Origin of the sequence: Micromonospora sp. NPDC005203 (assembly GCF_042872705.1) — a bacterium.
In the GTDB taxonomy this organism is placed as follows: domain Bacteria; phylum Actinomycetota; class Actinomycetes; order Mycobacteriales; family Micromonosporaceae; genus Micromonospora.
Window position 1 is genome coordinate 53,339 of record NZ_JBIAKV010000002.1, and the last position, 21,357, is coordinate 74,695.

Below are 21,357 nucleotides of genomic sequence, written 5' to 3' on the forward strand. Positions count from 1 at the left end.
GGACGCTCGATCCGGGCTGCGGGCGTACCCGCAGTTCCGATCCGCCGCCTGGGTCGCCCCCGCGGCGTCCGGATGAGAGGCTGTCGGGGCAGGCGGCCATCCCCAACCGCCGCCAACCGCGACCCTGACGACGGTGTCGCTCGACGGCCCGGTCGACCCAGAGGCCGGGCCCCGCGCGGGCACCGATTCTTCCGAGGAGATCCATGTCCACAACCGGGATGCGACGGGCCGCTGTCGGCCTGACCGCGCTCGCGGTGGCCGCGTTCGGCGCGGTCGCCACCAGCCCCGAACAAGCCGACGCGCGACCGAAGCCGGTCGACGTCACGCTGCTGGCCCTCAACGACTTCCACGGCAACCTCGAACCGCCGAGCGGGTCCAGCGGCACCATCGCCGGGCAGGCCGCGGGCGGCGTCGAATACCTGGCGACCCACCTGGCCGAGCTGCGGGCCGCCGCCAAGAAGAAGAACACCATCACGGTCGCCGCCGGTGACCTGATCGGCGCGTCCCCGCTGCTCTCCGCCGCGTTCCACGACGAGCCGACGATCGAGGCGCTGAGCATGGCCGGGCTGGACTACGCCAGCGTCGGCAACCACGAGTTCGACGAGGGCGCCGCCGAGCTGCTGCGGATCCAGAACGGCGGCTGCCACCCGGTGGACGGCTGCGCCGACGGCACCCCCTACCGGGGCGCCGGCTTCAAGTACCTCTCCGCGAACGCCTTCAAGACCGCCACCGGCAAGCCGCTGCTGGCTCCGTACGCGATCCACAAGGTGCAGGGCGTCAAGGTCGGCTTCATCGGGATGACCCTGGAGGGCACCCCGCAGATCGTCAGCCAGCAGGGCGTCGCCGGCCTCACCTTCGCCGACGAGGCGGACACCGCCAACCGGTACGCTCGCGAGCTGCGCCGCAAGGGCGTGGAGACGATCGTCGTGCTGCTGCACGAGGGCGGCGCCCAGGCGTCGACCGGTGGGATCAACGACTGCGTCGGCATGACCGGGCCGATCGTGGACATCGCCAACCGGATGGACCCGTCGATCGACGTGGTGGTCAGTGGGCACACCCACCAGGCGTACAACTGCGACATCAACGGCAAGCTGGTCACCAGCGCCAGCTCGTTCGGTCGCCTGGTCACCGACATCGACCTGAAGATCGACCGTCGGAGCGGTGACGTCGTCTCCGCCGCCGCGAACAACGTCGTGGTCAGCCGCGACGTGGCGAAGGACCCGAAGCAGACGGCCCTGATCGACAGGTACAAGACGGTGCTCGGTCCGGTCGCCGACCGGCAGGTCGGCGTGACCAGCCAGGCGATCACCCGGAGCCAGGAAACCCTCTTCGGTACGAGTCTGGGTGAATCCCCGCTGGGCAACCTGATCGCCGACGCCCAGCTCGCCGCCACCGACGACGAAGAGGGCGCGGTCGCCGCTCTGATGAACCCGGGTGGGGTCCGCGCCGACCTCGACGCCGGCCCGGTCACCTACGAGGAGGCGTTCACGGTGCAACCGTTCGCCAACAACCTGGTGACGCTGGACCTGACCGGCGCACAGCTCTACTGCGTGCTGGAACAGCAGTTCGTCACCAACCGGACGCTGTACCCGTCGGCCACCGTCGGCTACGTGGTCGACCCGAACGGCACCACCGGCACGGTCGCCGACCCGTGCGCCGGCACCCGGGTGGTCCGAGACAGCCTCACCCTCGGCGGGACCGCCGTCGACACCGCCGCCACCTACCGGGTGACGGTGAACAACTTCCTGGCCGGCGGCGGCGACGGCTTCAGCGCCCTCACCGGCGGGACCAACCAGGTCACCGGCCAGATCGACCTGGACGCGTTCGTGGCGTACCTGACCGCGCAGTCGCCGGTCTCCGCCCCGACGCTGGACCGGATCCGCACCACCGCCGAGGTCCCCGCCGCCTGACGGCCGACCCCGCGACATCGGGCCCCGGAGCACCCGCTCCGGGGCCCGACCCGTCCCAGGCGCTACCGTGCCTCCCCGCGCAGCCCGCAATCCGCGCGCCTCGCGCCTCGCGGCCCGCGCCTTGCGCGCTCGGTTCAGCCGCAGCCCGCAGCCCGCAGCCCGCAGCCCGCAGCCCGCAGCCCGCAGCCCGCAGCCCGCAGCCCGCAGCCCGCTCGCGCCCGCAGCCCGCGTCCCGCGCAAGATCGCGCTCGTCCGCGTGCCCTCGTCCGCGCGTGCCTGTTCCCGACGTCCCCTGCGCGTGCCCGTTCCGGGTTCCGCGTCTACTTGCGCCTGGGCTACCCGCGCCCGCACCGGACAAGATCCCGCTCGAACATGGATGTAGTGGCATCGACGCTCGGGGATGCCACTACATCGTGGATCCAGCACGATCTTGGTCCGCGACGAGATCAACGCTGGCTCAACTCGACGCCCTAACGACCGCAACGAAGATCGCGGAGTGGTGTTGCAACCACCGGCTGAGCCCGCCCGATGGGAGATCCGCGCAACATCAGGGATATTGCTGCCTTCCGCGCGCCCGAGGCAGCAATACCCCTGATGTTGGGAGGATCTTGGTGCGGGGTGCGGGGTGCGGGGTGCGGGGTGCGGGGTGCGGGGTGCGGGGTGCGGGGTGCGGGGTGCGGGGTGCGGGGTGCGGGGTGCGGGGTGCGGGGGCGCCGGCATGCCGAAGCGCTTGCCGCACGGCGGGCCGATGCGGGGTGCTTGGTAAGGCGTGGGCGTGTCACGGAGGCGGTGGCCGACCTGCTTGCTGCGACCCGGCTGCCGTGCTTGGTGCGGCGCGGGGGGAGAGGGCGGGGCCTTGGGCCTTGAGGGCTTGGGCTTCGGCCTTGGGGCTTCGGCCTTCGGGCTTGGGCCTCGGCCTTGGGGCTTGAGGGCTCGGCCTCGGCCTTGGGGCTTGAGGGCTTGAGGGCTTGGGGGTCAGGCGGCGACGGGGGTCGGGCCGGGAGACACCGCGGCGGCTGTCGCGCGGCCGTCCTGCTCCGCGCTGAGCAGTCGGCGCAGGGAGAGCGCGATCAACGAGGCGACCAGGCAACCGCCGACCACCGTTGCCACCCAGACCCTGCCGTCGGCGGCGCCGATGAGCGGTCCCGCGGTCACCGGGCCGATCACACCGCTGACTCCGAAGATCATCGAACTCATCGCGTTGTACCGACCACGAAGCTCGTCCGTCGCCAGGGCGTTCGTCAGGGCGGGCATCACCGGCGACAGCATCGTCTCACCGAACCCGAAGATCGCCGAGCAGGCCACCACGCACAGGGCAGCCAACACGGCGCTCTCCCCGGTGACCAGGCCGGCCGCGCCGAGGACCAACCAGGCGGCGGCGAACACCGCCCCCACCACCGCCAGTGCCCGGGTACGGCTGCGCCCCTCGATCCGGCGGATCACCAGCAGTTGCGCGAGCACGATCATCACGGTGTTGGCCGCGAGCGCCCAGGCCACCACGCGGGGGTTCACCTCGACCACCCGCATGGCGTACGCGGCGAAGCCCACCTCGATCTGCGCGTACCCGCAGGTGGTGAGAACCAGCCCGAAGATCACCAGCCGCCGGAACGGGCGGTCCCGCAGCACGGTCAGGTAGCCACCGGGCGACGGGTCGTCGACCCCTCGACGGTTGCCGAGGCGGTGGCCCACTCTGGGCAGGGTGAGCAGGATCAACGCCGGCAGCAGGTACGTCACCGCGTCCAGCAGGTAGATCGTCTGGAAGGTGCCGGGTCGGGCGGTGTCGACGATCGCGCCGGAGGTCATGCCGCCGACGCCGATACCGAGGTTGAGCAGGGCGAAGTTCAGCCCGAACACGCGTTGCCGCTCGTCGTCGTCGGTCAACGACGCGAGGATCGTGTTCTGCCCGGACCAGATCGCCGAGCTGCCGATGGCGATCACCGTCATCACCAGCAGAGCCGAACCGGTCGAGTGGACCAGCGCGAGCGAACCCGTGCCGATCGCCTCCAGCAGCAGGCAGGGCACCACCACCCAGCGGGCGCCGAATCGGTCTATGAGCGTCCCGCCCAGCGGTGACAGCGCCAGGGTGACCGCGCCGTACCAGCCGATCACGAGCCCGGCGCGGGCGTCGGTGAGCCCGCGTACGTCGGTCAGGTAGATGAACAGGAACGGCAGGGTCAGACCGCGCCCGATCGCCGACAGCAGAGTGCCGAGCATGATCCGGCGGGCGTCCGCTCGGCGGGGCAGGGCACGACGCAGCATGTCCGGCATTCTGATCCCCGGGTGTGACACCGCGCGAACCGTTTTGGCGGCGCTCCGCCGTCTCCGGGGCGCTCGGGTGACCAATCCCACGATGATCCACTGGTCTCGGTGGCGGTCGGTCGTTGTCCGCCGGGTCTGCGATGCTGGCCCGATGACCGGCACCTGGCGACATCTGCCCGCTACCGCCCGCGCCATCGCGGTGACCGCCACCGCGGCGGTCGTCGCCGCGCAGGCACGCGACGGTCAGGCGTACGACGAGGTCGTCGGTGGCCTCGCCGCCGACGAGCGATCCGGCCTGGTGCTCGGCGCGGTGGTCCGGCTGCTGCTGGAGGAGAGCCATCCGGAAGGGCTGGCCGGCGACGACATCCGCCAGGTGTTGACCCGATGCGTGCAGAGCGCGACGCGGTGGCGGTCGGACGTGGACCCGCACGTGGTGCTCGTTCTGCTGGCCGGCGCGCTCGGCGTGTACGACCCCGAGGGCGACGAGTCCCCGCCGGACGCGTCGGCGCTGGCCCGGCATGCCCCGCTCCTGGTGGCCGACCTGTTGGTGACGACAGGCGTGTCGTTTGACGACTATCTGGCCGCCGCCTTCGCCGAGATCGAGCGCACCGAACGACAGGACTGACCGGCGGGGCGGCCACCTCGGTGTGGTGGCCGCCCCGGTGGCGTACGGCAGAGGCCGGCAGTTGTCGTGTCAGTACGAGTTGGTGAGCCGTTGCGCCACGACCTCCAGGTACTCGGCCGGGATCCGTACCGTGCCGTCGCTGGCTCGGTTGTGCGTACGCGCCAGCTCGACCAGGTCGGCGTGCAGGTGCGGTCGCCGTTCCTCGGGCAGCGCCTCGAACGCCTTGAGCGTGGGCCCGTAGTTCGCCCGGAAGAAGTTGGCGAACTCCTCGGGTGTGCCGAAGCGGAAGACGAACTCCCGGCGTACCGTCCGCAGGTCGCCCACCGCCTCGCCGAGCAGCTCGCGGACCCGGGCCTCGTCGCCCCACTCGACGGGCGGGCGCAGCCCCGGCGGCGGGGGCACATGCCGGGCCACCGTGCGGAACAACTCGCCGATGAACCCCTGCGGCGTCCACGAGGCCAGCCCCACCGTGCCGCCGGGGCGGCAGACCCGGACCAGCTCGGCCGCCGCCCGCTGCTGGTCCGGGGCGAACATCACGCCCACGACGGAGAGCACCGCGTCGAAGGAACCGTCGGGGTGCGCCAGGCGCTCCGCGTCCCCGGTCACGAAGGTGACCGCGAGCCGTTCGGCCGCCGCCCGCTGGCGGCCCCGTTCCAACAGCTCGGGTACGTAGTCGACGCCGGTCACGACGCAGCCGCAGCGGGCGGCGGCGATGGCGGCGTTGCCGGAGCCGGTCGCGACGTCCAGCACGCGGGCACCGGCCGACAGGTCGGCCGCCGTCACCAGCAATTCGGAGATCGGATGGATGAGTGCGGCGACCGCGCCGTAATCGCCGCTGGCCCACGTCACCTGCTGGCGTGTCTTCACGGCGTCGAAGTCGAGTGCGATGCTCATGGGCGTCCCCCTCGGACGGTAGTGGTGCTGTTGACGCTAGGTGACCCACCGCCTCGGGGGATCGGCTGAAGTACGTATGTTGGCGGCGGTTTCCGCAGGCAGCGCCACTATCAGTCCTGGTTCCAGGTATCCGTCTCAAGTGTCATTGGCGCACCGTCGGTGGCCACCTGACCGGTGGCGAGCGTCCGGCCGGACGCGTCGAGCGCCTCGACGACGAGGTCCGTCATGGCGGGGGGCACACGCACCACCGCCCCCGAGCCGCTCACCGCAGCCGTCGCCACCTCGCGCCCGTTCTGCGCCACCCGTACCTGGGTGGCTGCCGCAGGCGTCACCACGAGCAGGGACCGTTGGGCTCCTTCGCCGATGACGCCGTTGTCGATCGACACCGCCAGGACGCCTGCGGGGTCGGTCGGGTCCGCTGCGACGCTGAAGGAGGTGCCGGTGCCGACCACGCCGTTGGACCGTGGTTGATCGAGGTCAATCGTCACCTCGCCGAGCCAGCCGCCGCCGGCCGCGGGAGCGGCCACGATCATCGTTTTGCCGCTCTCCACCGTGGGCCCGCCGGTCGGCGGCGAGCCGTCGTCGGAACGCACGGGAAGGAGACTGGCGTGCCCGCCCCACACCACGCTCGGCAGGGCGGTCAGTTGGTATCCCGCCGACTGGGCGTACTGCGACACCAACAGTCGGGCACGCGGTTCCGGGACACTACCGCGTACGCGGGACATCGCGGTCGCGAGCTGCGCGTCGGTGATCGGCTCCGACGCCAGCGAACCCGGTCCCGCGGTGATCTTGCGCGTCACCCCGCCGCAGTCGACCCGCCACCACTCGGGCCGCTGGGTCTTCGGGGTGCGGATCAGGTAGGACCCGGTCGGCTCCGGCGCCCACTGGAACGCCCTGCCGTTGGGCAACGGTGAAGTGAGGAAGACACACCCGGCGGGTGCGATCGCCACGTGGATATTTTTTTCCGGGCCGGACGGGTCTTCCACGGCGCGGCTCTCGTAGGGTTCCAGCCCGTCGCCGACGCCCCGATCGGCGGCGGTGCTGGTCAGCTTCTCGGCGCTGGCACCCGCCTCGGCGGCCAGCCAGATCGCGGCGCTCGGCCAGCCGGTGCCCGGATCGGGCTGCTCGCGGACGAAGGCGGCGAGGGCGATCCGCTGGCCCCCGACGTCGTCGACGAACAGCACCTTCACCGCGGTCACCGACACCCTCAGCTGGGGAAAGTCTCCTCGGCGCTGCGCGGCCAACAGGAGTTCGGAGAGCTGGCGGACGTACCCGCTGTCCTGGCTGACGACGCCGCGCGGTGGCGACTGGAGGAGCTTGTTCGACCAGGCCAGCACAGGCGCGATGGATTCCGTCGCGTCTGCGGGTGGTGGTTGGGTGGTCCGGTCCTGGTCGGCGATCGCGAAGGCGGTTCCGCCCAGGGAGAGCACCAGAGCGAGGGCCAGTCCGCCGAGGCGTCGCTGCCGGTCCCGTCGGTAACGCGCCCTGGCCCGACCGTACGGATCCGGTTGTGGGGTCAGGGTCCTGCTCAGCTCGGCCAGCGCCCGACCCACTTCCTCGTCGGCAGTCATGGTGTTACCCCCGTCATCGTCGTCGTCCCGGTCGGTGCTGGATCGGTTGCCGCTGGGGTCGTCGTCGGCACCTGGTTCGGCGTCGGCGCGTCCGACGCCAGCGCCAGACGCAGGCGAGCCAGTCCTCTCGACGCGCGGCTCTTGACCGACCCCACGGAGCAGCCGAGAGTGGCCGCGACCGCCACCTCCGGCAGGTCGACCACGTACCGGAGCACGATCACGGCCCGGGTTCGGGGCGTCAGCTCCCGCATCGCCTCGTACAGGGCGTGCCGTTCCGTCACCGCCTCCGTCATGTCCCGACCGGACCGGTCCGGCAGGAACGACGTCACCACCTCGTGCACCCGGTGGCGACGCCAACCGCTGATGTGGTGGTTGATCATGACCCGTCGCAGGTACGCCATCGGATCGTCGACCCGACGCCACCGACGCATCACCTTGACCAGCGCCGTCTGCACCAGATCCTCGGCATCCTGCGCCGACCCGGTGAGGTGGTACGCCACGCGCAGAAGATCCACGTAGCGCGTCTCGACGAACTCGCGAAAATGCTCGTCGTCAACTGCCATAAGCCCCCGCCTCGATTGGTTACCCATCACGACTCTGGCGGGGCGGTGAAGGTTGAAGGCTTGCGGGTGGCAATCCGCACACGACGCGGGCGATGGTGACCATCACCCCCCGCGCGAATCCGACACCGGAGTCGTAAGCTTCAGTTTGAGCGACCGCTCAACTCGGCCGAACGGGTGCGCCCGGCCAGGTGTCACTCCGGCATGTCAGCGGCGCGTCGGAGCAAGGCGTTCCGGCACGCCGCAACAGGGAAGGCGACCAGATGAGAGCCCCCCGATTGGTGAGCGTCGTCCAGCGCCGCCTCCTCGTGAACTACCGCACGGACCCTGAGGTCACCGCACGGCTGCTGCCCGCCCCGCTGCGACCGCAGGTCGTCAACGGGTGGGCCGTGTCGGGCATCTGCCTGATCCGGTTGAGCGGAGTCCGTCTCCCCTCCGTGCCCGCACCCTTCGGCCTGTCTAGCGAGAATGGCGCGCACCGGATCGCGGTTGAGTGGGACACACCTGACGGCGTCGCACAGGGCGTCTACATCCCACGCCGTGACACCGGTTCCCGGCTCAACTCCTGGGTCGGCGGCAGGCTCTTTCCGGGGCGGCACCACCTCAGCCGCTTCGACATCAGAGAAAGCGCGGACGAACTGCGGATCGCCCTCTCCGATCCGGTCGACAAGGTATGCGTCGGTGTCCACGTTCGCGTGGCAGCCGCCCTGTCGGGCAGCCACCTGTTCGATGACGTCGACCAGGCCTCGGAGTTCTTCCGGCGCGGTGCCACCGGCTTCTCGACCACCCCCGATCCGAGCCACCTCGACGGAGTGGAGCTGCTCACCCAGGGCTGGCAGGTCACGCCGGTGGACCTGGCCGCGGTGCAGTCCACGTTCTTCGACGACCCGGTCCGGTTCCCTCCGGGATCCGCGATACCCGACTGCGGGCTGCTGATGCGCAACGTCCCCGCCACGTGGAATCCGCTGCCATCGATGGCGGTGCGGCCCACCGGCGGCCCGGTCGCCAGCCGCAGCCGGTGAAGGTCGTCATCGCCGGCGGTTCCGGGGCGCTCGGGCAACGGATCGCCCGCGACCTGACCGCTCGCGGCGACGACGTGGTGGTGCTGAGCCGTTCGGCAACCCGGGTCCGGTGGGGCCGGCAGGTGCACTGGGACGGTCGGACCGTCGGCCCCTGGGCATCCGAACTGTCCGACGCCGCCCTGGTGAACCTTTGCGGCGAACTGGTGTTCCGGCGGCCAACACCGGCCAACGTCGTGTTGCTCACACGTTCCCGGACGGAACCCACCCGGGCGCTCGCCCACGCGTGCACCGGTCTGGACCGGCCGTTGCGGGTGCTCGTACAGATGAGCACGCTGGCCATCTACGGCGACGCCGGCGAGGCGGTGCTCGACGAGTCGGCCCCGCTCGCCAGCCATCCACCGCAGATGGCCGGTGTCGCACGGGCGTGGGAAGAAGCCGCGGCGGAGATCACCGCGGCGCGCCACGTCACGCTGCGTACGAGCATCGTGTTCGACCGCGACACCCCGGCCTTCGATCGACTGACCGGATTCGTGCGGTGGGGTCTCGGTGGCCGCATGGGCAGCGGCCGACAGTGGATCAGTTGGTTGCACATCGACGACCTGTGCGCGATCGTGCGCCACTGCACGGACGACCCCATGCTGTCGGGGATCGTTCATGCGACCTCCCCCAACCCCGTACGCAACAGCGATCTCATGGCCGCGCTCCGCCGGGCGATGGGTCGTACCGTCGGTGTTCCCACCCCTGCGCCTCTGGTCCGGGTCGGATCGGTGTTCCTGCGCGCCGATCCGCTGTTGGTGCTGACCGGCCGTCGGTGCGTCCCGAAGCGGCTCCGCGATGCTGGTTTCGAGTTCACCTATCCAGAGCTGGGACCCGCGGTCGCCGACCTGGTCAGCGAGGCAACCCGCCGATGACCGCATCCGTGGGCCCGACTGGGCAGGATTCGGCGAACAGGCCAGACCATCTGATCCACAGCTTCGGCGAGGCGGTCCGGACTCGTGCGTTGCAATGTCGGCACCGGCCTTTCCTCGTCTAGGGCTGGACGTCGTTGGAAAGGTTGATCCGGATTTCCGTGTTGCGGTATCCGGCGCGACCGAAAGCGGCCGCCATAGGCGCGTTGCCCATATCGGTGGTGGCGGTGATGCGCGACTCCCCGTTGGTCGCGTGAAGCCGGGTGATCTCGGCGAGCACCTCGTCCACGTAGCCGCGCCCGCGGAACTCCGGCACCACCCCGAGATAGCCGACGTTCACGTTGTACGGGGTCGCGGAGGGAATCGCCATGCCCGCCACCTCGCCCTCGCGCGTGTAGGCGATCCGCCACCACTCCCGCTTGCCCGGCGCCCCGAGATAGAAGTCCATCTCCTCACGCGCGGTCGCGTCCACGCCCTTGGCGGCCAGGCTCGCACGGGTCTGGGCATCCAGGCTGCCCTCGGCGATTCTCCTGAACACCGCGAGGAACTCCTCGTCGGAGGCCTCGCGGAACCGCAACCTGCCGGCTGCGGTGGGCACCCCGTCGGCGGGTGCCCACTCGAACTGCAGCCGCTCCACCTCGCGAGTGAGGCCCGCGGCATGCGCCGCCGCCCGCCGCCACTGCACGGCCGCCGAGGTGGCCGGATCGTCACGCCAGCCACCGGTGACCTTGATCATGTACTCCACCGGCTCCGGGAACCCGGCCAGCGCGGCCGTGATCAGCTCGGTGGCGACGGTGGCACGGTCGCCTACCGCCGGATCCACGTCGAGGCAGTCGAGCGCGACCGGATGCGGGCTGCTCTTCGGCCCCCACCACAATGCCCGCCCCACGACCTGGCCGTCGTGCTCGGCGATCCAGGTCCACTCCGGCCGGTACATGTCCTCGGCCAGTTCGGCCAGGTAACGGTCGGCGGGGATCCACCCGACGGGCTCGGTCACGATCCACGGGGTCACGCGGTCGAGGTCCGCAGGGGCGGTAGCGCGGTAGGAGATCACGGGCAGAGGCTAGCGAACCTCAGCACCATGATCCGTGCGGGCGAAGGGCTCCCCAGCGGCTCATTCGCTGACTTTCCGCTGACTTTCGAGGCCCGCGCCGGGGTTCGGAAGATCACTGCTGTACGGAAACACCAGAGGGCACATCCATCGAGTGGATGTGCCCTCTGACCTCGGTCGGGGTGGCCGGATTCGAACCGACGACCTCTTCGTCCCGAACGAAGCGCGCTACCAAGCTGCGCCACACCCCGAGGCGTGCCGACAAATAGTAGCCCACCCGCCCGGATGGTCAAACTCGGTACCCCGCCGCCCGGCCCCGCCCCGACCCATCACCAGGCGGGCGGGGGAGCCGGTCAGCGGGGGATGAGGGTGAGGATGCTGGCCTCCGGGGGGCAGGCGAAGCGGACCGGGGCGGTCGGGTGGGTGCCGAGGCCGGCGGAGACGTGCAACCAGGAGTCCGAACCGGGCCAGCGGTGCAGGCCACGCGCCATCGACCGGGGCAGACCGCAGTTGGTCACCAGCGCTCCGTAGCCCGGTACGCAGACCTGACCACCGTGGGTGTGCCCGGCGAGCAGCAGCCCGAAGCCGTCCGCGGCCATCTGGTCGAGCACCCGCGGCTCCGGGGAGTGCGTCAGCGCGATGGACAGGTCCGCCGAGGACGAGACCGCGCCGGCCACGGTGGGGTAGTCGTCCCGCTCGATGTGGGGGTCGTCCACGCCGACCAGGTCGAGCTGCCGACCGCCGGCCTTCAGCGTGGTCCGGGCGTTGTTCAGATCCGCCCAGCCGGCGCCGGTGAACACCTGTCGCAGCTCCTCGTAGGGCAACTCGACGCCCTCGGTGTACTCCCGGTCGGGCAGGAAGTAGGTGAACGGGTTCTTCAGCACCGGCCCGGTGTAGTCGTTGGAGCCGAACACGAACGCTCCCGGGTAGTCCAGCAGCGGTTGCAGGGCACGCAGCACGCCGGGCGCCGCGCCCGGGTGGGCCATGTTGTCGCCGGTCACCACCACCAGGTCGGGGTCGAGGGCGGCCAGCGACGCCACCCAGCGCTGCTTGCGCGCCTGGTCGGGCATCATGTGCAGGTCCGACAGGTGCAGCACCCGCAGCGGCTCCGCGTCGGCTGGCAGCACCGGCACGTCGTACCGCCGGAGGGTGAACATGTTGCGCTCGATGAGCGACGCGTACGCGAGGGTGGCCGCGCCGACCGTGGCGGTTCCGGCGGCAAGGCGGAATAGTGTGCGCTTTCGCATGGCGTTCAGGGTAGTTTGACCGTCCATGAGCACGCTGAAGGACCGCCTCACCGCCGACATGCGTTCCGCGCTCAAGGCGCGCGACGAGCTGACCACCTCCACGCTGCGGATGGCCCTGGCCGCCGTCGGCACCGCCGAGGTCGCCGGCAGGGCCAAGCGCGAGCTCACCGATGACGAGGTGCTCGCGGTGTTGACCAAGGAGGCCAAGAAGCGCCGGGAGGCGGCCACCGCCTTCGCCGACGCCGGCCGCGCCGAGCAGGCCGCGAAGGAGACCGCCGAGGGTGAGGTGCTGGACCGCTACCTGCCCCGGCAACTCTCCGACGCCGACCTGGCCGAGCTGGTGTCGGGGGCGCTCGCCGCGGGCGGCTTCACCGGGAAGGCCCAGATGGGCCCGGCCATGAAGGCGGCCCAGGCCGCGGTGGCGGGCCAGGCCGAGGGTGGTCGGGTGGCCGCCGAGGTACGCCGACAGCTCGGCCTCTGACAGTCGGCGCTGTGACACTTCGCCCCCGCCGATCTTGGTGGTTCGACGGGGGACACCGAGGGGCATGCCACTGACATATTGACGGCCTGGCTTGCGCTGATCTGGTCCAGATTATGGCTAGTTGGTGCCGCTGCGGCGTGCCTTCTTGGTGCGCATCGAAATCGTCCTCGTGCTGTTCGGGCGGTTTCTTGCTGCACTTGCCTGAGTGTTGTTGGCCCGCTCTGTCGCCAATCCGGAGTCAGTTTGCTAATTGCCGAGGCGCCACGATCGGTGCCGTGTCATCGGTCCCGAGCGTCTGGGATCTGCTATGACTGCATGTGACCGCTCAACAGCACGACGATCGCGACGGTCAAGGCGGCCGGTTACCAGCATATCGGTCGCCCGGGCCGGCCAGTGGATCGAGCATGGGCACAACGGTCGCGCTGGCGCACGGGTCTCAAGCTCAAGAAGAATGGTGTCCTCGACCTCCGCATGTCGAGCCGGATGGGGACTCCGACCGCAGGTCTGACCACTATCAAGCATCCACTGGTGGAGGTCGACGAGCTGAGCCTGGAGCCATCCCAGCATCAGACCTGACGCACTAGCCTTACCTGCCTGAACTCGGTCTGGGAGGCGTAATTTGATCCGCGAGCAAGGGAGTCGGCCGTAGGTATCCTCTGGTTTGATTGGCCGTACCTGGCGGTGACGTCCACGGTGCTGGTGGTGATCTGGATCGTTCTCGTGATCCGCAATCACCGCGTGGGCTGGCGCTTCTTCGCCTTTGGTGGAGGACTGGTCGTCCTGTGCTTTGTCGGGGGGCCGTTGGTGGGCAGGTTGGCGGCACCAGAAATTGCGTGCCGAGCTCAGGATGGGTTGGCCTGCGGCATGGGGGGTGTGACCGCAGCAGCCTGGGCGAACGGCGCAGTGGCGCTGTGCTGCCTGGTCGTGCTCCTGATCCTGACCCCGCTGGTCAGGCTCGCCGCCCGCGGCGGCTCGACGCCGTTGCTCAGGTCCGGTGACGGTTCGTAGGGCCGCCGCCTGACTCCGGTCTCGACGCTGACTGCCAGTAGCCACGATCGTGGGGCGTGGCTACTGGCACGTCCTCTCAGCGCGCTGCTACCGCACAGTCCTGCTGGATGCCAAACCAGCGGGCGGGCATCCCACCTGTCGGTGGAGATGCCCGCCCGCTGGCTTCGCTCTGCTGACGGTCAGCCGCCGGGACGGCCACCGGGTCGACCGGTGTTGCCGGGCTGGCCGCCAGCGGGGTTGCCCGGCGTGGCGCCGCCGCCACCGTTGCTGACCTGGATGGTGACCACGCCACCCTTGATGGTGCGCCCGTCCGGGCTGGTGCCGTGGGCGGTGTTCGGAGGGCAGGACGACTTCACCTTGGTGTCGGAGACCACCGGCTCGAAGCCCGCATCCTTGAGCCGGGACTTCGCCTGATCCACCGAAATGCAGCTCACGCCCGGGATGCTCCGTTGGTCACCCTCGGAGATCTTCTGGCCCGGCGGCTCGAACTGGATGCGGTCCTTGCCTTTCATGGCATCTCGCAGCGTCTCCTGGACCGGTGGATTGATGCCGTTGGGGACATCGTGGCCCATCTCGACGTTGGTCTGCGGCCAGTCCGGGTCGGCCATGATGCCGGCCACCGCGTACTGCTTGGTCATCGCGACCAGGGCTGCGGTCTTCTCCGAGTCGGTGGTGCCGGACTTTCCGGCCACCGGCGCGTCGACGATGCCCTTCACCCGGCTGGCGGTGCGGCTGCCACCGCACTTGCTGGTGCTGGAGTTGTCGCCGACCGGGCAGCGGGCGGCGTCCACGGCGGCTCGGGCCACCTCGGTGCTGAACCGCTTCTCACAGCGCGGGTTGGCGACGTCCAGCTTGTTGCCGTCCGGGTCGCGGATCTCCTGCACCGGGATCGGCTCGCAGTACTTGCCGTCCGCCGCCAGGGTCGCGTACGCGTTGGCCAGGTCCAGCGGGGTGGTCTGCGAGACACCGAGGGTGAAGGCGCCCCACTGGTGCGCGTCCTGCTTGGTGCCACTGAGTCGGAGATCCTCGTCGGTGCGGAACTGGATGCCGGCCCGCTTGGCGGCGTCGACCACGTTCTCCGCGCCGACCTGCTGCTGGAGTGGGACGAAGAAGGTGTTCACCGACTGGGCGAACGCGGTCCACATGTTCTGTGGGCCACCGGCCCTCAGACCGGAGTTGGTCGGGCAGTACAGGTTGGTGCCGGGGCAGGCGGCAGGGCCGGGCTGGATCTTGTATTCCGACCGGAACTGCTGCGGCGCGTTCATGCTGTAGCTGAGCGGGATGCCCTTCTCCAGCGCCGCCACGATCGTAAAGATCTTGAAGGTCGATCCGGCCTGGTAACCGGTGATGCCGTCACCACCGGTGAGCAGCGGGTTGACCGTCGCCGGGTAGTTGCCCCGGATGCCCTTCCTGCTCTTCGCCGGATCGCTGGAGATCTTGTTATTCGGGTTCCTCGGGTCGTCCAGCTTGAACTGCCGGTTGACCGCGAGCGCCCGGACCCGGCCAGAGCCGGGCTCGACCACCGCGACCATTGCCGCTTCCTTGCTCTTCTCGCTCTTGGCCTTGCGGACCGCCTTGTCGGCGCCCCGCTGCGCCTGCACGTCGATGGAGGTCACCACCGTGTAGCCGCCGCTCTTGAGCCGCCGCTCCCGGTCGTACGTGGTCGAACCGAACGTCTCCTGCTGCATCCACCAGCGGTAGAAGTAGTCGCAGAAGAAGCCCCAGCTGTTGACGTTCGCGGCTACGCAGCCGTTCGGGGTGCGCTTGTCCTTCACCTTCAGCTCGACGGCCTTGGCGGCGTCCGCCTCCGGCTGGGTGATGGCCTTGGTCTCGACCATGTTGTCGATGACGTAGTCACGTCGCTCCAGCGCGGCCGGGTAGCCCGACTCGGTGGTCGGGTCGTTCGTGGTGGGCGCCTTGACCATGCCGGCCAGCAGCGCCGCCTCCTCGATCGTGAGCTTGCTCGGCGGCTTACCGAAGTAGACCTGGCTGGCGGCGTAGATGCCGTACGCGCCGTTGCCGAACGCGGCGAGGTTGAGGTAGCGGGTGAGGATCTCGTCCTTGGAGAATTCCTTGTCGACCTGGAGGGCCAGCCGCATCTCGCGAAGCTTGCGGGCGCTGGTGTCCTCGGTGGCCGCGACCACGTCGGCCGGGTGGGTGGCCGAGTAGGCGATGGCCATCCGGACGTACTGCATGGTCAGCGTCGAGGCGCCCTGCCGGCCGCCGTCGCTCTGGTTGTTGACGAACGCGCGGGCGACACCGTTGATGTCGACGCCGTTGTGCTTGTAGAAGTCGTGGTCCTCGGCCGCGATGATGGCCTTCTGCATGTACGGAGAGATGTCGGCGAGCTTCACGTCGCGCCGGTTCTCGTCGTACATGGTCGCGAGCGGTGTCTTGCCGTCCGACGCCAGTAGATAGCTGATCTGTGGCGCGCGGGCCACCGTCAGCTCCGTGGGCAGGGCGCCGAACGTCTCGGCGCCGGCCTTCGCGGCCAAGCCGGACATCGCCACCGCGGGGAAGGCCGCCGCAGCGACCACCACGCCGGCCAGCAGGCCGCACACCAGCAGCGATGCGGCGTTGGTCAGCACATTGTGGTCACGTTTCCGCATCCAGGTCACCTCGGCATGGTACGCGAGTAGGGAACGAGGGGCGCCTGGGCATTCTTTCCCCATTTCCTGCACGCGCTGCCCTCGTTGTGCTAAACGCACGACCCCCGGTGCTTGGTTGCGTGTAGCCGGCGCGAGTCTCCTCCAATTTCCGGAGGTGGCGCAGCGTTATCGCCGACCTCGGCGGGGTAACCGGCGGTCGAAGGCCCGGGAAGCCGGGAGTGTCCGGAATGATGGATTTAGCCGACAACGTTGCGTAATCAGTCGACTACAGAGCATGATGGGGGCGGCGACAGCGCCACATGTCGTCCGTGCCGCCTTGGGGAAGGCGAGCCGGGCGATCGGGGGGAATTGCCGGCTGGCGTGCATCGACGAGGTCGGTAGGTACTGCAAGGGGGGACGTGTACACATGGGCATGATCACTGACTGGCCGTCGCTGGCGGCGTGTCAGAACGGGGACCCGGACGCGTTGTTCGTACAGGGCGCCGAACAGAACGTGGCGAAGCGGATCTGCCGGAGCTGCCCTGTTCGGTACGAGTGCCTGGCCGACGCGTTGGACAACCGGATCGAGTTCGGTGTGTGGGGCGGCATGACCGAACGCGAACGGCGGGCACTGCTGCGTCGACACCCGCAGGTGACGAGTTGGCGCAAGATGTTCGAAGCCGCGATGAAGAAGAACAGCAAGGAGAAGGCCGGAAAGGACAAGATCCTCGTCAGTGCGACCAACTGACGACGATCACGGCCGGCTGATCGCCGCGCCGATCGTCCGCAGCCCGTCGACGTCGTGCACGTCGGCGGGCTGTGCCGTCACCGACACCGTCGGCACCGCCGGGAACGCCTCGGTGAACCGCGCGGCCACCTGCTGCTCGCGTACCGCCTGGCGAGCCAGCGCCGCGTGCGCCCGCAGCACGTCGGCGGTGGCCTCGTGCCCACCCAGGTCGGTCAGCCGCTCGGCGGCGACCCGGCTCTGCTCGGCGTCCAACTCCGGTGCCGCGAGTCGGTGCACCCGGTTGAGCACCAGGCCGGCCAGTGGCATCCGCTCCTCCCGCAGGCGGCCCGCGAAGTAGGCAGCCTCCCGGACCGCGTCCGGCTCCGGCGTCGCGACCAGCAGGAAGGCCGTCTCCCCGGCCTGCAGGATCCGGTACGTCTGCTCGGCTCGCTGCCGGAAACCGCCGAACATCGAGTCCAGTGCGGCCACGAAGCCGGACAGGTCGGTGAGCAGTTGCGCGCCGAGGACCTTCTGCACCACCTTCGAGAACATCCCGAACGAGGCGGTGACCAGGCTGAACATGCTCCGTCCGCCGCTGCGCGCCGGGGCCAGCAACAGTCGCAGCATCCGGCCGTCGAGGAAACGGGAGAGCCGGGCCGGTGCGTCCAGGAAGTCAAGTGCCGAGCGGGACGGTGGGGTGTCCACCACGATCAGGTCCCATTCGCCCCGGGCGTGCAGCTGGCCGAGTTTCTCCATCGCCATGTATTCCTGCGTGCCGGCGAAGGTCGAACTCATCGCCTGGTAGAACGGGTTCGCGAAGATCTCGGCGGCCTTCGCCGGATCGGTGTGCTGCAACACCACGTCGTCGAAGGTGCGCTTCATGTCCAGCATCATCGCGTGCAGCTCGCCGCCGCTGCCCTCGACGTCGATCCCCTTGACCTGGCGTGGTGTGTTGTCCAGCTCGGTCAGGCCCAGCGACTGGGCCAGCCGGCGGGCCGGGTCGATGGTGAGCACCACCGTGCGTCGGCCGTGGTGCTCGGCGGCCCGCAGCGCCAGGGCCGCAGCCGTGGTCGTCTTTCCCACCCCGCCGGCACCGCAGCACACGACGATCCGTACGCCGGGGTCGGCGAGAATCTGGTCGAGGTCCAGCAGCGGCGCCGCGTCTTCGGAAGGCACCAATCGAGCGTATCGGGCTGGTGGGTCCGTGCGCCCGTGCTGCGCTCAGGTGTGAGTCAATCGGCGCGGACGAGGGACTGCGCCAGCGTCGTGAGCCCCGCCCGGTCCACTCCGTCGGGCAGCAACGGCAGTTCGACCATCGGCAGCCCCAACTCCACCAGGTCGGCGCGGAGCGAATCCTCCAGTTCGCGCCGGATGAGCTGGTCACGTGCCTCGTCGTGCAAACCGGTCACGGTGTCCCGATCGGCCGGCAGCCCGGCGGCGACCAGCCCTCGCCGCAACTCCCCGGCGGTGACCGGCTGGCCGGCGGGCAGCGCCGGGCGGGTGCCGTTGACGATCACCTTTCCGGTGCCGAAGCCGAGGGCGGTCAGGTCGGCGATGGCGTCCACCGTCTCCTGCACCGGCATCTCCTCCAACAGCGTGACCACGTGGACCGCGGTCATCGGGGAGCGCAGCAGCGCGGCGACCCCCTCGCTCTGGGTCTTGATCGGCCCCACCTTCGCCAGCCGGGCCGTCTCCGCCGTGACGTTGAGGAACCGACCGATCCGCCCGGTCGGCGGGGCGTCCAGCACCACCGCGTCGTACGCGCGCCGCTGCCCGGTGGTGCGGGTGGTCGCCTCCTTCACCTTGCCGGTGAGCAGCACGTCCCGCAGACCCGGCGCGATGGTGGTGGCGAAGTCGATGGCGCCGAGCTTGCGCAGCGCCCGGCCCGCCGCGCCCAGCTTGTAGAACATGTCCAGGTATTCGAGCAGCGCCTCCTCGGCGTCCACCGCGAGGGCGCGCACCGCACCGCCGTCCGGCGCGTCGGCGAGGTGTCGCTCCTCGTACGGCAGCGGGTCGATGCCGAAGAGTTGGGCGATGCCCTGCCGCCCCTCGACCTCGACCAGCAGGGTGCGCCGACCGCCAGCGGCGAGCGCGAGGGCCAGGGCGGCCGCCACGCTCGTCTTGCCGGTGCCACCCTTGCCGGTCACCACGTGGAGGCGGGCCGACCATCCGGTACCGGCCGGGTCGAACGGCCGCTCAGCTGCACACACCCGTCGAGCCTATCCACGCTCGGCGGTCAGGCGACCTCGCAGACCCACCAACCCGTCTTCTGCACCACGGTGAACCGCAGGTCCTGGTCGGCAACCTTCTCGTCCGCGGTGGTCATGGTGACCCGGGTGGAGACGGTGGCCCGGTCACCGGTCTGGTTATCCACCTTCGGGGTGGTCCACCGGAACCGGGGGTTCTGGTACTCGGACGCGTACTTCTGCACCTCGGCCACCTTCGCGGCGATCTTTCCGTCGTCGCGGGAGGCGGCGCACACACGGGTGGCGGCCTTGGTCGCGTCGCGATCCTTGTAGACCGCGGTGAGGAACTCGTCGACGGCGACCGCCGGCTCCTTGGCGCCCTCGCCGGTCTCGGTGTTGCGCAGGGTCAGGAACGCCAGCACGCCACCGCCCACGCAGAGCACCATGATCACGACGAGTGTGATCGCCGCGATCAGCAGACCGCGCTTCTTCTTCGGCGCGGCCGTCCCGGCATAGGGCGGGTACGCCGGCGGGGGTGGCGGGATGGTCGACGGACCCGACGTACCGGGTGGTGCCGCGGCCGGCGTGCCGGCAGCCTGAGCCCCACCTGTCGGCGCGGGAAAGGCCTGCTGGACGGGGATCGTCGGTGCGGCGGGGAGCGCCGCCGGTGCGGGCGGCGCGGGGAGCGCGAGTTGCCCGGACGGCGCGGCGGGGGCCGCTGGGGCGGGGGCTGTCGACACGCCGGGCTGATCGGTGGGTTCCGGCTGGGCCGGCGGGAGGGCGGGTGGACCGGCCTGGTCGCCGCTGGGCGGTTGGGTCATCGTCTTCCCCCGGGGGTCCGGCGCCCGCCGCCACCCCTGGCGTCGAGCGTGATCGAGCGGGCTGCCGGGCGCTGCGCGACCGCCCGACCGGAAGGGTAGCGGTCGATGACGGAAGTGGTCTCGCCCGTGCCGCGCGGCCAGCCGCCGATCCGGCCGACCGGACCCCGCGTGCGGAGTGTTATCGGGTCTCTTACCTGCCATGTGTCGTATATGTGACTGTAGGTGGCTATTCGGGCGCGTCTTGTTGGCGGGACTGCGGCCCCGGACCTACCTTTCGTCCCGGCGCGGGGGCCGGAACGGACGAATGGGTCCGGACCGGAAGAGCGATCCGAGCGGTACGACCGGAGGCAGTGCATGCGCGACGTGGACAACATCCCTCGCACCCAGTTCCCGACCAACGAACGGCCGCACCGGTCCGGGTCCATGTTCACGGCCGGTGGGCAGATCGGTGGCCAGCCGATCAACGAACGGTCGTACCGACGGATGCCGGAGCAGGCGGAGGCGGGCCGGGCGCCGGGTCACGCCGCCGAGCGGACCCGCGACGACGACGAGCCGGGCTTCGTCATCCACCTGCCGATCCGGGTGCCGAATCTGGTGGCGGCGACCGTACTGGCCGGCCGGGTCGCGGTGTCGCTGGGCTTCCTGCCCGAGTTGGACGCGGGCGAGACCACCGTGTCCAACGCCGATGATCAGAACAACAGGCACCGGGTCTTCTGCGACCTGCTGCTGCCCGACCGGTCCCGTTGCCCGCAGGGGTACGGACACGAAGGGCTCTGTGGGGAGGTGCCGGCCGCGCCGGAGCAGCGTCCCGCGCCTCGCCCGGCCAGCGGACCGTAGGCTGTCCCTCGAACGAATTCCGCACCGAGAGGGAGCCCTTCAGCGATGCAGAAGTGGGAATACTCCACGGTCCCGCTGCTGGTCCACGCGACCAAGCAGATCCTCGACAACTGGGGTGAGGACGGGTGGGAGCTCGTCGCCGTGGTCCCCGGGCCGAACCCCGACCAACTGGTCGCCTACCTGAAGCGACCGAAGGCGTGAGCAACGGTCCGCACGCGAAGCTCGCCGAGCTGGGGCTCGACCTGCCCGAGGTCGTACCGCCGGTGGCCAGCTACGTGCCGGCGGTGCAGTCCGGGCAGCACGTGTACGTCTCCGGCCAGTTGCCGATCGCCGAGGGCAAGCTGCTGGCGACCGGCAAGGTCGGTGCCGGGATCTCCGCCGAGCAGGCGAAGGACCTGGCCCAGCGGTGCGCGCTCAACGCGCTGGCCGCGGTCGACTCGCTGGTCGGCCTGGAAAATGTGGTCAAGGTGGTCAAGGTGACCGGTTTCGTGGCCTCCGCGCCCGGCTTCACCGGTCAGCCAGCAGTGATCAACGGTGCCTCCGACCTCTTCGGCACCGTCTTCGGTGAGGCCGGTCGCCACGCCCGCAGCGCCGTAGGGGTGGCCGAGTTGCCCCTCGACGCCCCGGTCGAGGTCGAACTGATCGTCGAGGTCGCCTGACGC

General features: G+C 70.2%; 20 protein-coding genes and 1 tRNA gene. 10 read left to right on the top strand and 11 right to left on the bottom strand.

Annotation, left to right across the window (positions count from 1 at the left end; translation table 11 throughout):
* The first annotated feature begins 203 nt into the window (after positions 1-203).
* Positions 204-1,910, top strand: a complete 1,707-nt coding sequence (locus tag ACFYPM_RS05460; RefSeq protein ID WP_387191570.1) for a bifunctional metallophosphatase/5'-nucleotidase — start codon at positions 204-206, stop codon at positions 1,908-1,910.
* 975 nt (positions 1,911-2,885) lie between these two features.
* On the opposite strand, the gene ACFYPM_RS05465 is transcribed toward ACFYPM_RS05460, so the two are convergent.
* Positions 2,886-4,169, bottom strand: coding sequence for an MFS transporter (locus ACFYPM_RS05465; RefSeq protein ID WP_387191572.1), 1,284 nt, complete (start codon positions 4,167-4,169; stop codon positions 2,886-2,888).
* Positions 4,170-4,320: 151 nt separating this feature from the next.
* On the opposite strand from ACFYPM_RS05465, the gene ACFYPM_RS05470 reads away from it, so the two are divergent.
* Complete coding sequence (locus tag ACFYPM_RS05470) at positions 4,321-4,794, top strand: hypothetical protein (protein ID WP_387191574.1); 474 nt, start codon at positions 4,321-4,323, stop codon at positions 4,792-4,794.
* A 69-nt stretch (positions 4,795-4,863) separates the two neighbouring features.
* Here the strand turns inward: ACFYPM_RS05470 and ACFYPM_RS05475 are convergent, their stop codons facing one another.
* From ACFYPM_RS05475 to ACFYPM_RS05485, 3 genes are all read right to left on the bottom strand, one after another.
* Positions 4,864-5,688, bottom strand: a complete 825-nt coding sequence (locus ACFYPM_RS05475) for a class I SAM-dependent methyltransferase (RefSeq protein ID WP_387191575.1) — start codon at positions 5,686-5,688, stop codon at positions 4,864-4,866.
* A 110-nt stretch (positions 5,689-5,798) separates the two neighbouring features.
* Positions 5,799-7,259 (bottom strand): hypothetical protein, encoded by a 1,461-nt coding sequence (locus ACFYPM_RS05480; RefSeq protein ID WP_387191577.1) that lies wholly within the window; start codon positions 7,257-7,259, stop codon positions 5,799-5,801.
* The gene (locus ACFYPM_RS05485; RefSeq protein ID WP_387191579.1) at positions 7,256-7,822 is read right to left on the bottom strand and encodes a SigE family RNA polymerase sigma factor; all 567 of its coding nucleotides are present in this window, start codon (positions 7,820-7,822) and stop codon (positions 7,256-7,258) included. Before ACFYPM_RS05485 ends, ACFYPM_RS05480 begins: the two co-directional genes overlap by 4 nt.
* Before the next feature lie 260 nt (positions 7,823-8,082).
* Here ACFYPM_RS05485 and ACFYPM_RS05490 point away from each other — a divergent pair, with 260 nt between their 5' ends.
* Both ACFYPM_RS05490 and ACFYPM_RS05495 read left to right on the top strand, forming a co-directional pair.
* Entirely contained in the window at positions 8,083-8,841 is a 759-nt protein-coding gene (locus ACFYPM_RS05490; RefSeq protein WP_387191581.1) for a DUF2071 domain-containing protein, read from the top strand.
* A complete protein-coding gene (locus ACFYPM_RS05495; RefSeq protein WP_387191582.1) occupies positions 8,838-9,752 on the top strand; it encodes a TIGR01777 family oxidoreductase in 915 nt (304 codons plus the stop codon). The genes ACFYPM_RS05490 and ACFYPM_RS05495 overlap by 4 nt, the downstream gene beginning before the upstream one ends.
* Positions 9,753-9,870: 118 nt before the next feature.
* On the opposite strand, the gene ACFYPM_RS05500 is transcribed toward ACFYPM_RS05495, so the two are convergent.
* The 3 genes from ACFYPM_RS05500 to ACFYPM_RS05510 all read right to left on the bottom strand — a co-directional run bounded on the left by ACFYPM_RS05500 (position 9,871) and on the right by ACFYPM_RS05510 (position 12,047).
* Entirely contained in the window at positions 9,871-10,803 is a 933-nt protein-coding gene (locus tag ACFYPM_RS05500; RefSeq protein WP_387191584.1) for a GNAT family N-acetyltransferase, read from the bottom strand.
* Positions 10,804-10,977: 174 nt separating this feature from the next.
* Positions 10,978-11,051: transfer RNA gene (locus tag ACFYPM_RS05505), tRNA-Pro, on the bottom strand.
* Positions 11,052-11,153: 102 nt separating this feature from the next.
* Positions 11,154-12,047: a metallophosphoesterase gene (locus tag ACFYPM_RS05510; RefSeq protein WP_387191586.1), complete on the bottom strand. Its 894-nt coding sequence runs from the start codon at positions 12,045-12,047 to the stop codon at positions 11,154-11,156.
* A gap of 25 nt (positions 12,048-12,072) precedes the next feature.
* Between ACFYPM_RS05510 and ACFYPM_RS05515 the strand changes: the two genes are divergently transcribed.
* The gene (locus tag ACFYPM_RS05515) at positions 12,073-12,528 is read left to right on the top strand and encodes a GatB/YqeY domain-containing protein (RefSeq protein WP_387191588.1); all 456 of its coding nucleotides are present in this window, start codon (positions 12,073-12,075) and stop codon (positions 12,526-12,528) included.
* A gap of 693 nt (positions 12,529-13,221) precedes the next feature.
* Positions 13,222-13,536, top strand: coding sequence for a hypothetical protein (locus ACFYPM_RS05520; protein ID WP_387191590.1), 315 nt, complete (start codon positions 13,222-13,224; stop codon positions 13,534-13,536).
* A gap of 179 nt (positions 13,537-13,715) precedes the next feature.
* Here ACFYPM_RS05520 and ACFYPM_RS05525 read toward each other — a convergent pair whose 3' ends face one another.
* Positions 13,716-16,145 carry a penicillin-binding protein gene (locus ACFYPM_RS05525; RefSeq protein WP_387191592.1) on the bottom strand — a complete coding sequence of 810 codons (2,430 nt, stop codon included), beginning with the start codon at positions 16,143-16,145 and terminating at the stop codon, positions 13,716-13,718.
* A 406-nt stretch (positions 16,146-16,551) separates the two neighbouring features.
* Between ACFYPM_RS05525 and ACFYPM_RS05530 the strand changes: the two genes are divergently transcribed.
* On the top strand, positions 16,552-16,872 hold the full coding sequence (locus ACFYPM_RS05530) for a WhiB family transcriptional regulator (protein WP_357253003.1): 321 nt from the start codon (positions 16,552-16,554) through the stop codon (positions 16,870-16,872).
* Positions 16,873-16,878: 6 nt separating this feature from the next.
* Here the strand turns inward: ACFYPM_RS05530 and ACFYPM_RS05535 are convergent, their stop codons facing one another.
* The 3 genes from ACFYPM_RS05535 to ACFYPM_RS05545 are packed head-to-tail and all read right to left on the bottom strand — an operon-like array spanning position 16,879 to position 19,858.
* On the bottom strand, positions 16,879-18,027 hold the full coding sequence (locus ACFYPM_RS05535) for an ArsA family ATPase (RefSeq protein ID WP_387191595.1): 1,149 nt from the start codon (positions 18,025-18,027) through the stop codon (positions 16,879-16,881).
* A 56-nt stretch (positions 18,028-18,083) separates the two neighbouring features.
* Positions 18,084-19,061 carry an ArsA-related P-loop ATPase gene (locus tag ACFYPM_RS05540; protein WP_387191597.1) on the bottom strand — a complete coding sequence of 326 codons (978 nt, stop codon included), beginning with the start codon at positions 19,059-19,061 and terminating at the stop codon, positions 18,084-18,086.
* Positions 19,062-19,087: 26 nt separating this feature from the next.
* Positions 19,088-19,858: a hypothetical protein gene (locus ACFYPM_RS05545; protein WP_387191599.1), complete on the bottom strand. Its 771-nt coding sequence runs from the start codon at positions 19,856-19,858 to the stop codon at positions 19,088-19,090.
* Between the two features lie 354 nt (positions 19,859-20,212).
* Here ACFYPM_RS05545 and ACFYPM_RS05550 point away from each other — a divergent pair, with 354 nt between their 5' ends.
* The 3 genes from ACFYPM_RS05550 to ACFYPM_RS05560 are packed head-to-tail and all read left to right on the top strand — an operon-like array spanning position 20,213 to position 21,354.
* Positions 20,213-20,695: a hypothetical protein gene (locus ACFYPM_RS05550; protein WP_387191601.1), complete on the top strand. Its 483-nt coding sequence runs from the start codon at positions 20,213-20,215 to the stop codon at positions 20,693-20,695.
* A gap of 45 nt (positions 20,696-20,740) precedes the next feature.
* On the top strand, positions 20,741-20,896 hold the full coding sequence (locus tag ACFYPM_RS05555; RefSeq protein WP_007466198.1) for a DUF4177 domain-containing protein: 156 nt from the start codon (positions 20,741-20,743) through the stop codon (positions 20,894-20,896).
* Entirely contained in the window at positions 20,893-21,354 is a 462-nt protein-coding gene (locus tag ACFYPM_RS05560) for a RidA family protein (RefSeq protein WP_357252990.1), read from the top strand. Before ACFYPM_RS05555 ends, ACFYPM_RS05560 begins: the two co-directional genes overlap by 4 nt.
* Positions 21,355-21,357 lie beyond the last annotated feature (3 nt).

Excerpts from the sequence above, each read along its gene's own strand:
- ACFYPM_RS05530 (WP_357253003.1), top strand. The coding sequence starts at position 16,552 with ATGGGCATGATCACTGACTGGCCGTCGCTGGCGGCGTGTCAGAACGGG.
- ACFYPM_RS05475 (WP_387191575.1), bottom strand. The coding sequence starts at position 5,688 with ATGAGCATCGCACTCGACTTCGACGCCGTGAAGACACGCCAGCAGGTG.
- ACFYPM_RS05550 (WP_387191601.1), top strand. The coding sequence starts at position 20,213 with ATGCGCGACGTGGACAACATCCCTCGCACCCAGTTCCCGACCAACGAA.
- ACFYPM_RS05545 (WP_387191599.1), bottom strand. The coding sequence starts at position 19,858 with ATGACCCAACCGCCCAGCGGCGACCAGGCCGGTCCACCCGCCCTCCCG.
- ACFYPM_RS05480 (WP_387191577.1), bottom strand. The coding sequence starts at position 7,259 with ATGACTGCCGACGAGGAAGTGGGTCGGGCGCTGGCCGAGCTGAGCAGG.
- ACFYPM_RS05465 (WP_387191572.1), bottom strand. The coding sequence starts at position 4,169 with ATGCTGCGTCGTGCCCTGCCCCGCCGAGCGGACGCCCGCCGGATCATG.
- ACFYPM_RS05525 (WP_387191592.1), bottom strand. The coding sequence starts at position 16,145 with ATGCGGAAACGTGACCACAATGTGCTGACCAACGCCGCATCGCTGCTG.
- ACFYPM_RS05485 (WP_387191579.1), bottom strand. The coding sequence starts at position 7,822 with ATGGCAGTTGACGACGAGCATTTTCGCGAGTTCGTCGAGACGCGCTAC.
- ACFYPM_RS05470 (WP_387191574.1), top strand. The coding sequence starts at position 4,321 with ATGACCGGCACCTGGCGACATCTGCCCGCTACCGCCCGCGCCATCGCG.
- ACFYPM_RS05490 (WP_387191581.1), top strand. The coding sequence starts at position 8,083 with ATGAGAGCCCCCCGATTGGTGAGCGTCGTCCAGCGCCGCCTCCTCGTG.
- ACFYPM_RS05510 (WP_387191586.1), bottom strand. The coding sequence starts at position 12,047 with ATGCGAAAGCGCACACTATTCCGCCTTGCCGCCGGAACCGCCACGGTC.
- ACFYPM_RS05460 (WP_387191570.1), top strand. The coding sequence starts at position 204 with ATGTCCACAACCGGGATGCGACGGGCCGCTGTCGGCCTGACCGCGCTC.
- ACFYPM_RS05515 (WP_387191588.1), top strand. The coding sequence starts at position 12,073 with ATGAGCACGCTGAAGGACCGCCTCACCGCCGACATGCGTTCCGCGCTC.
- ACFYPM_RS05555 (WP_007466198.1), top strand. The coding sequence starts at position 20,741 with ATGCAGAAGTGGGAATACTCCACGGTCCCGCTGCTGGTCCACGCGACC.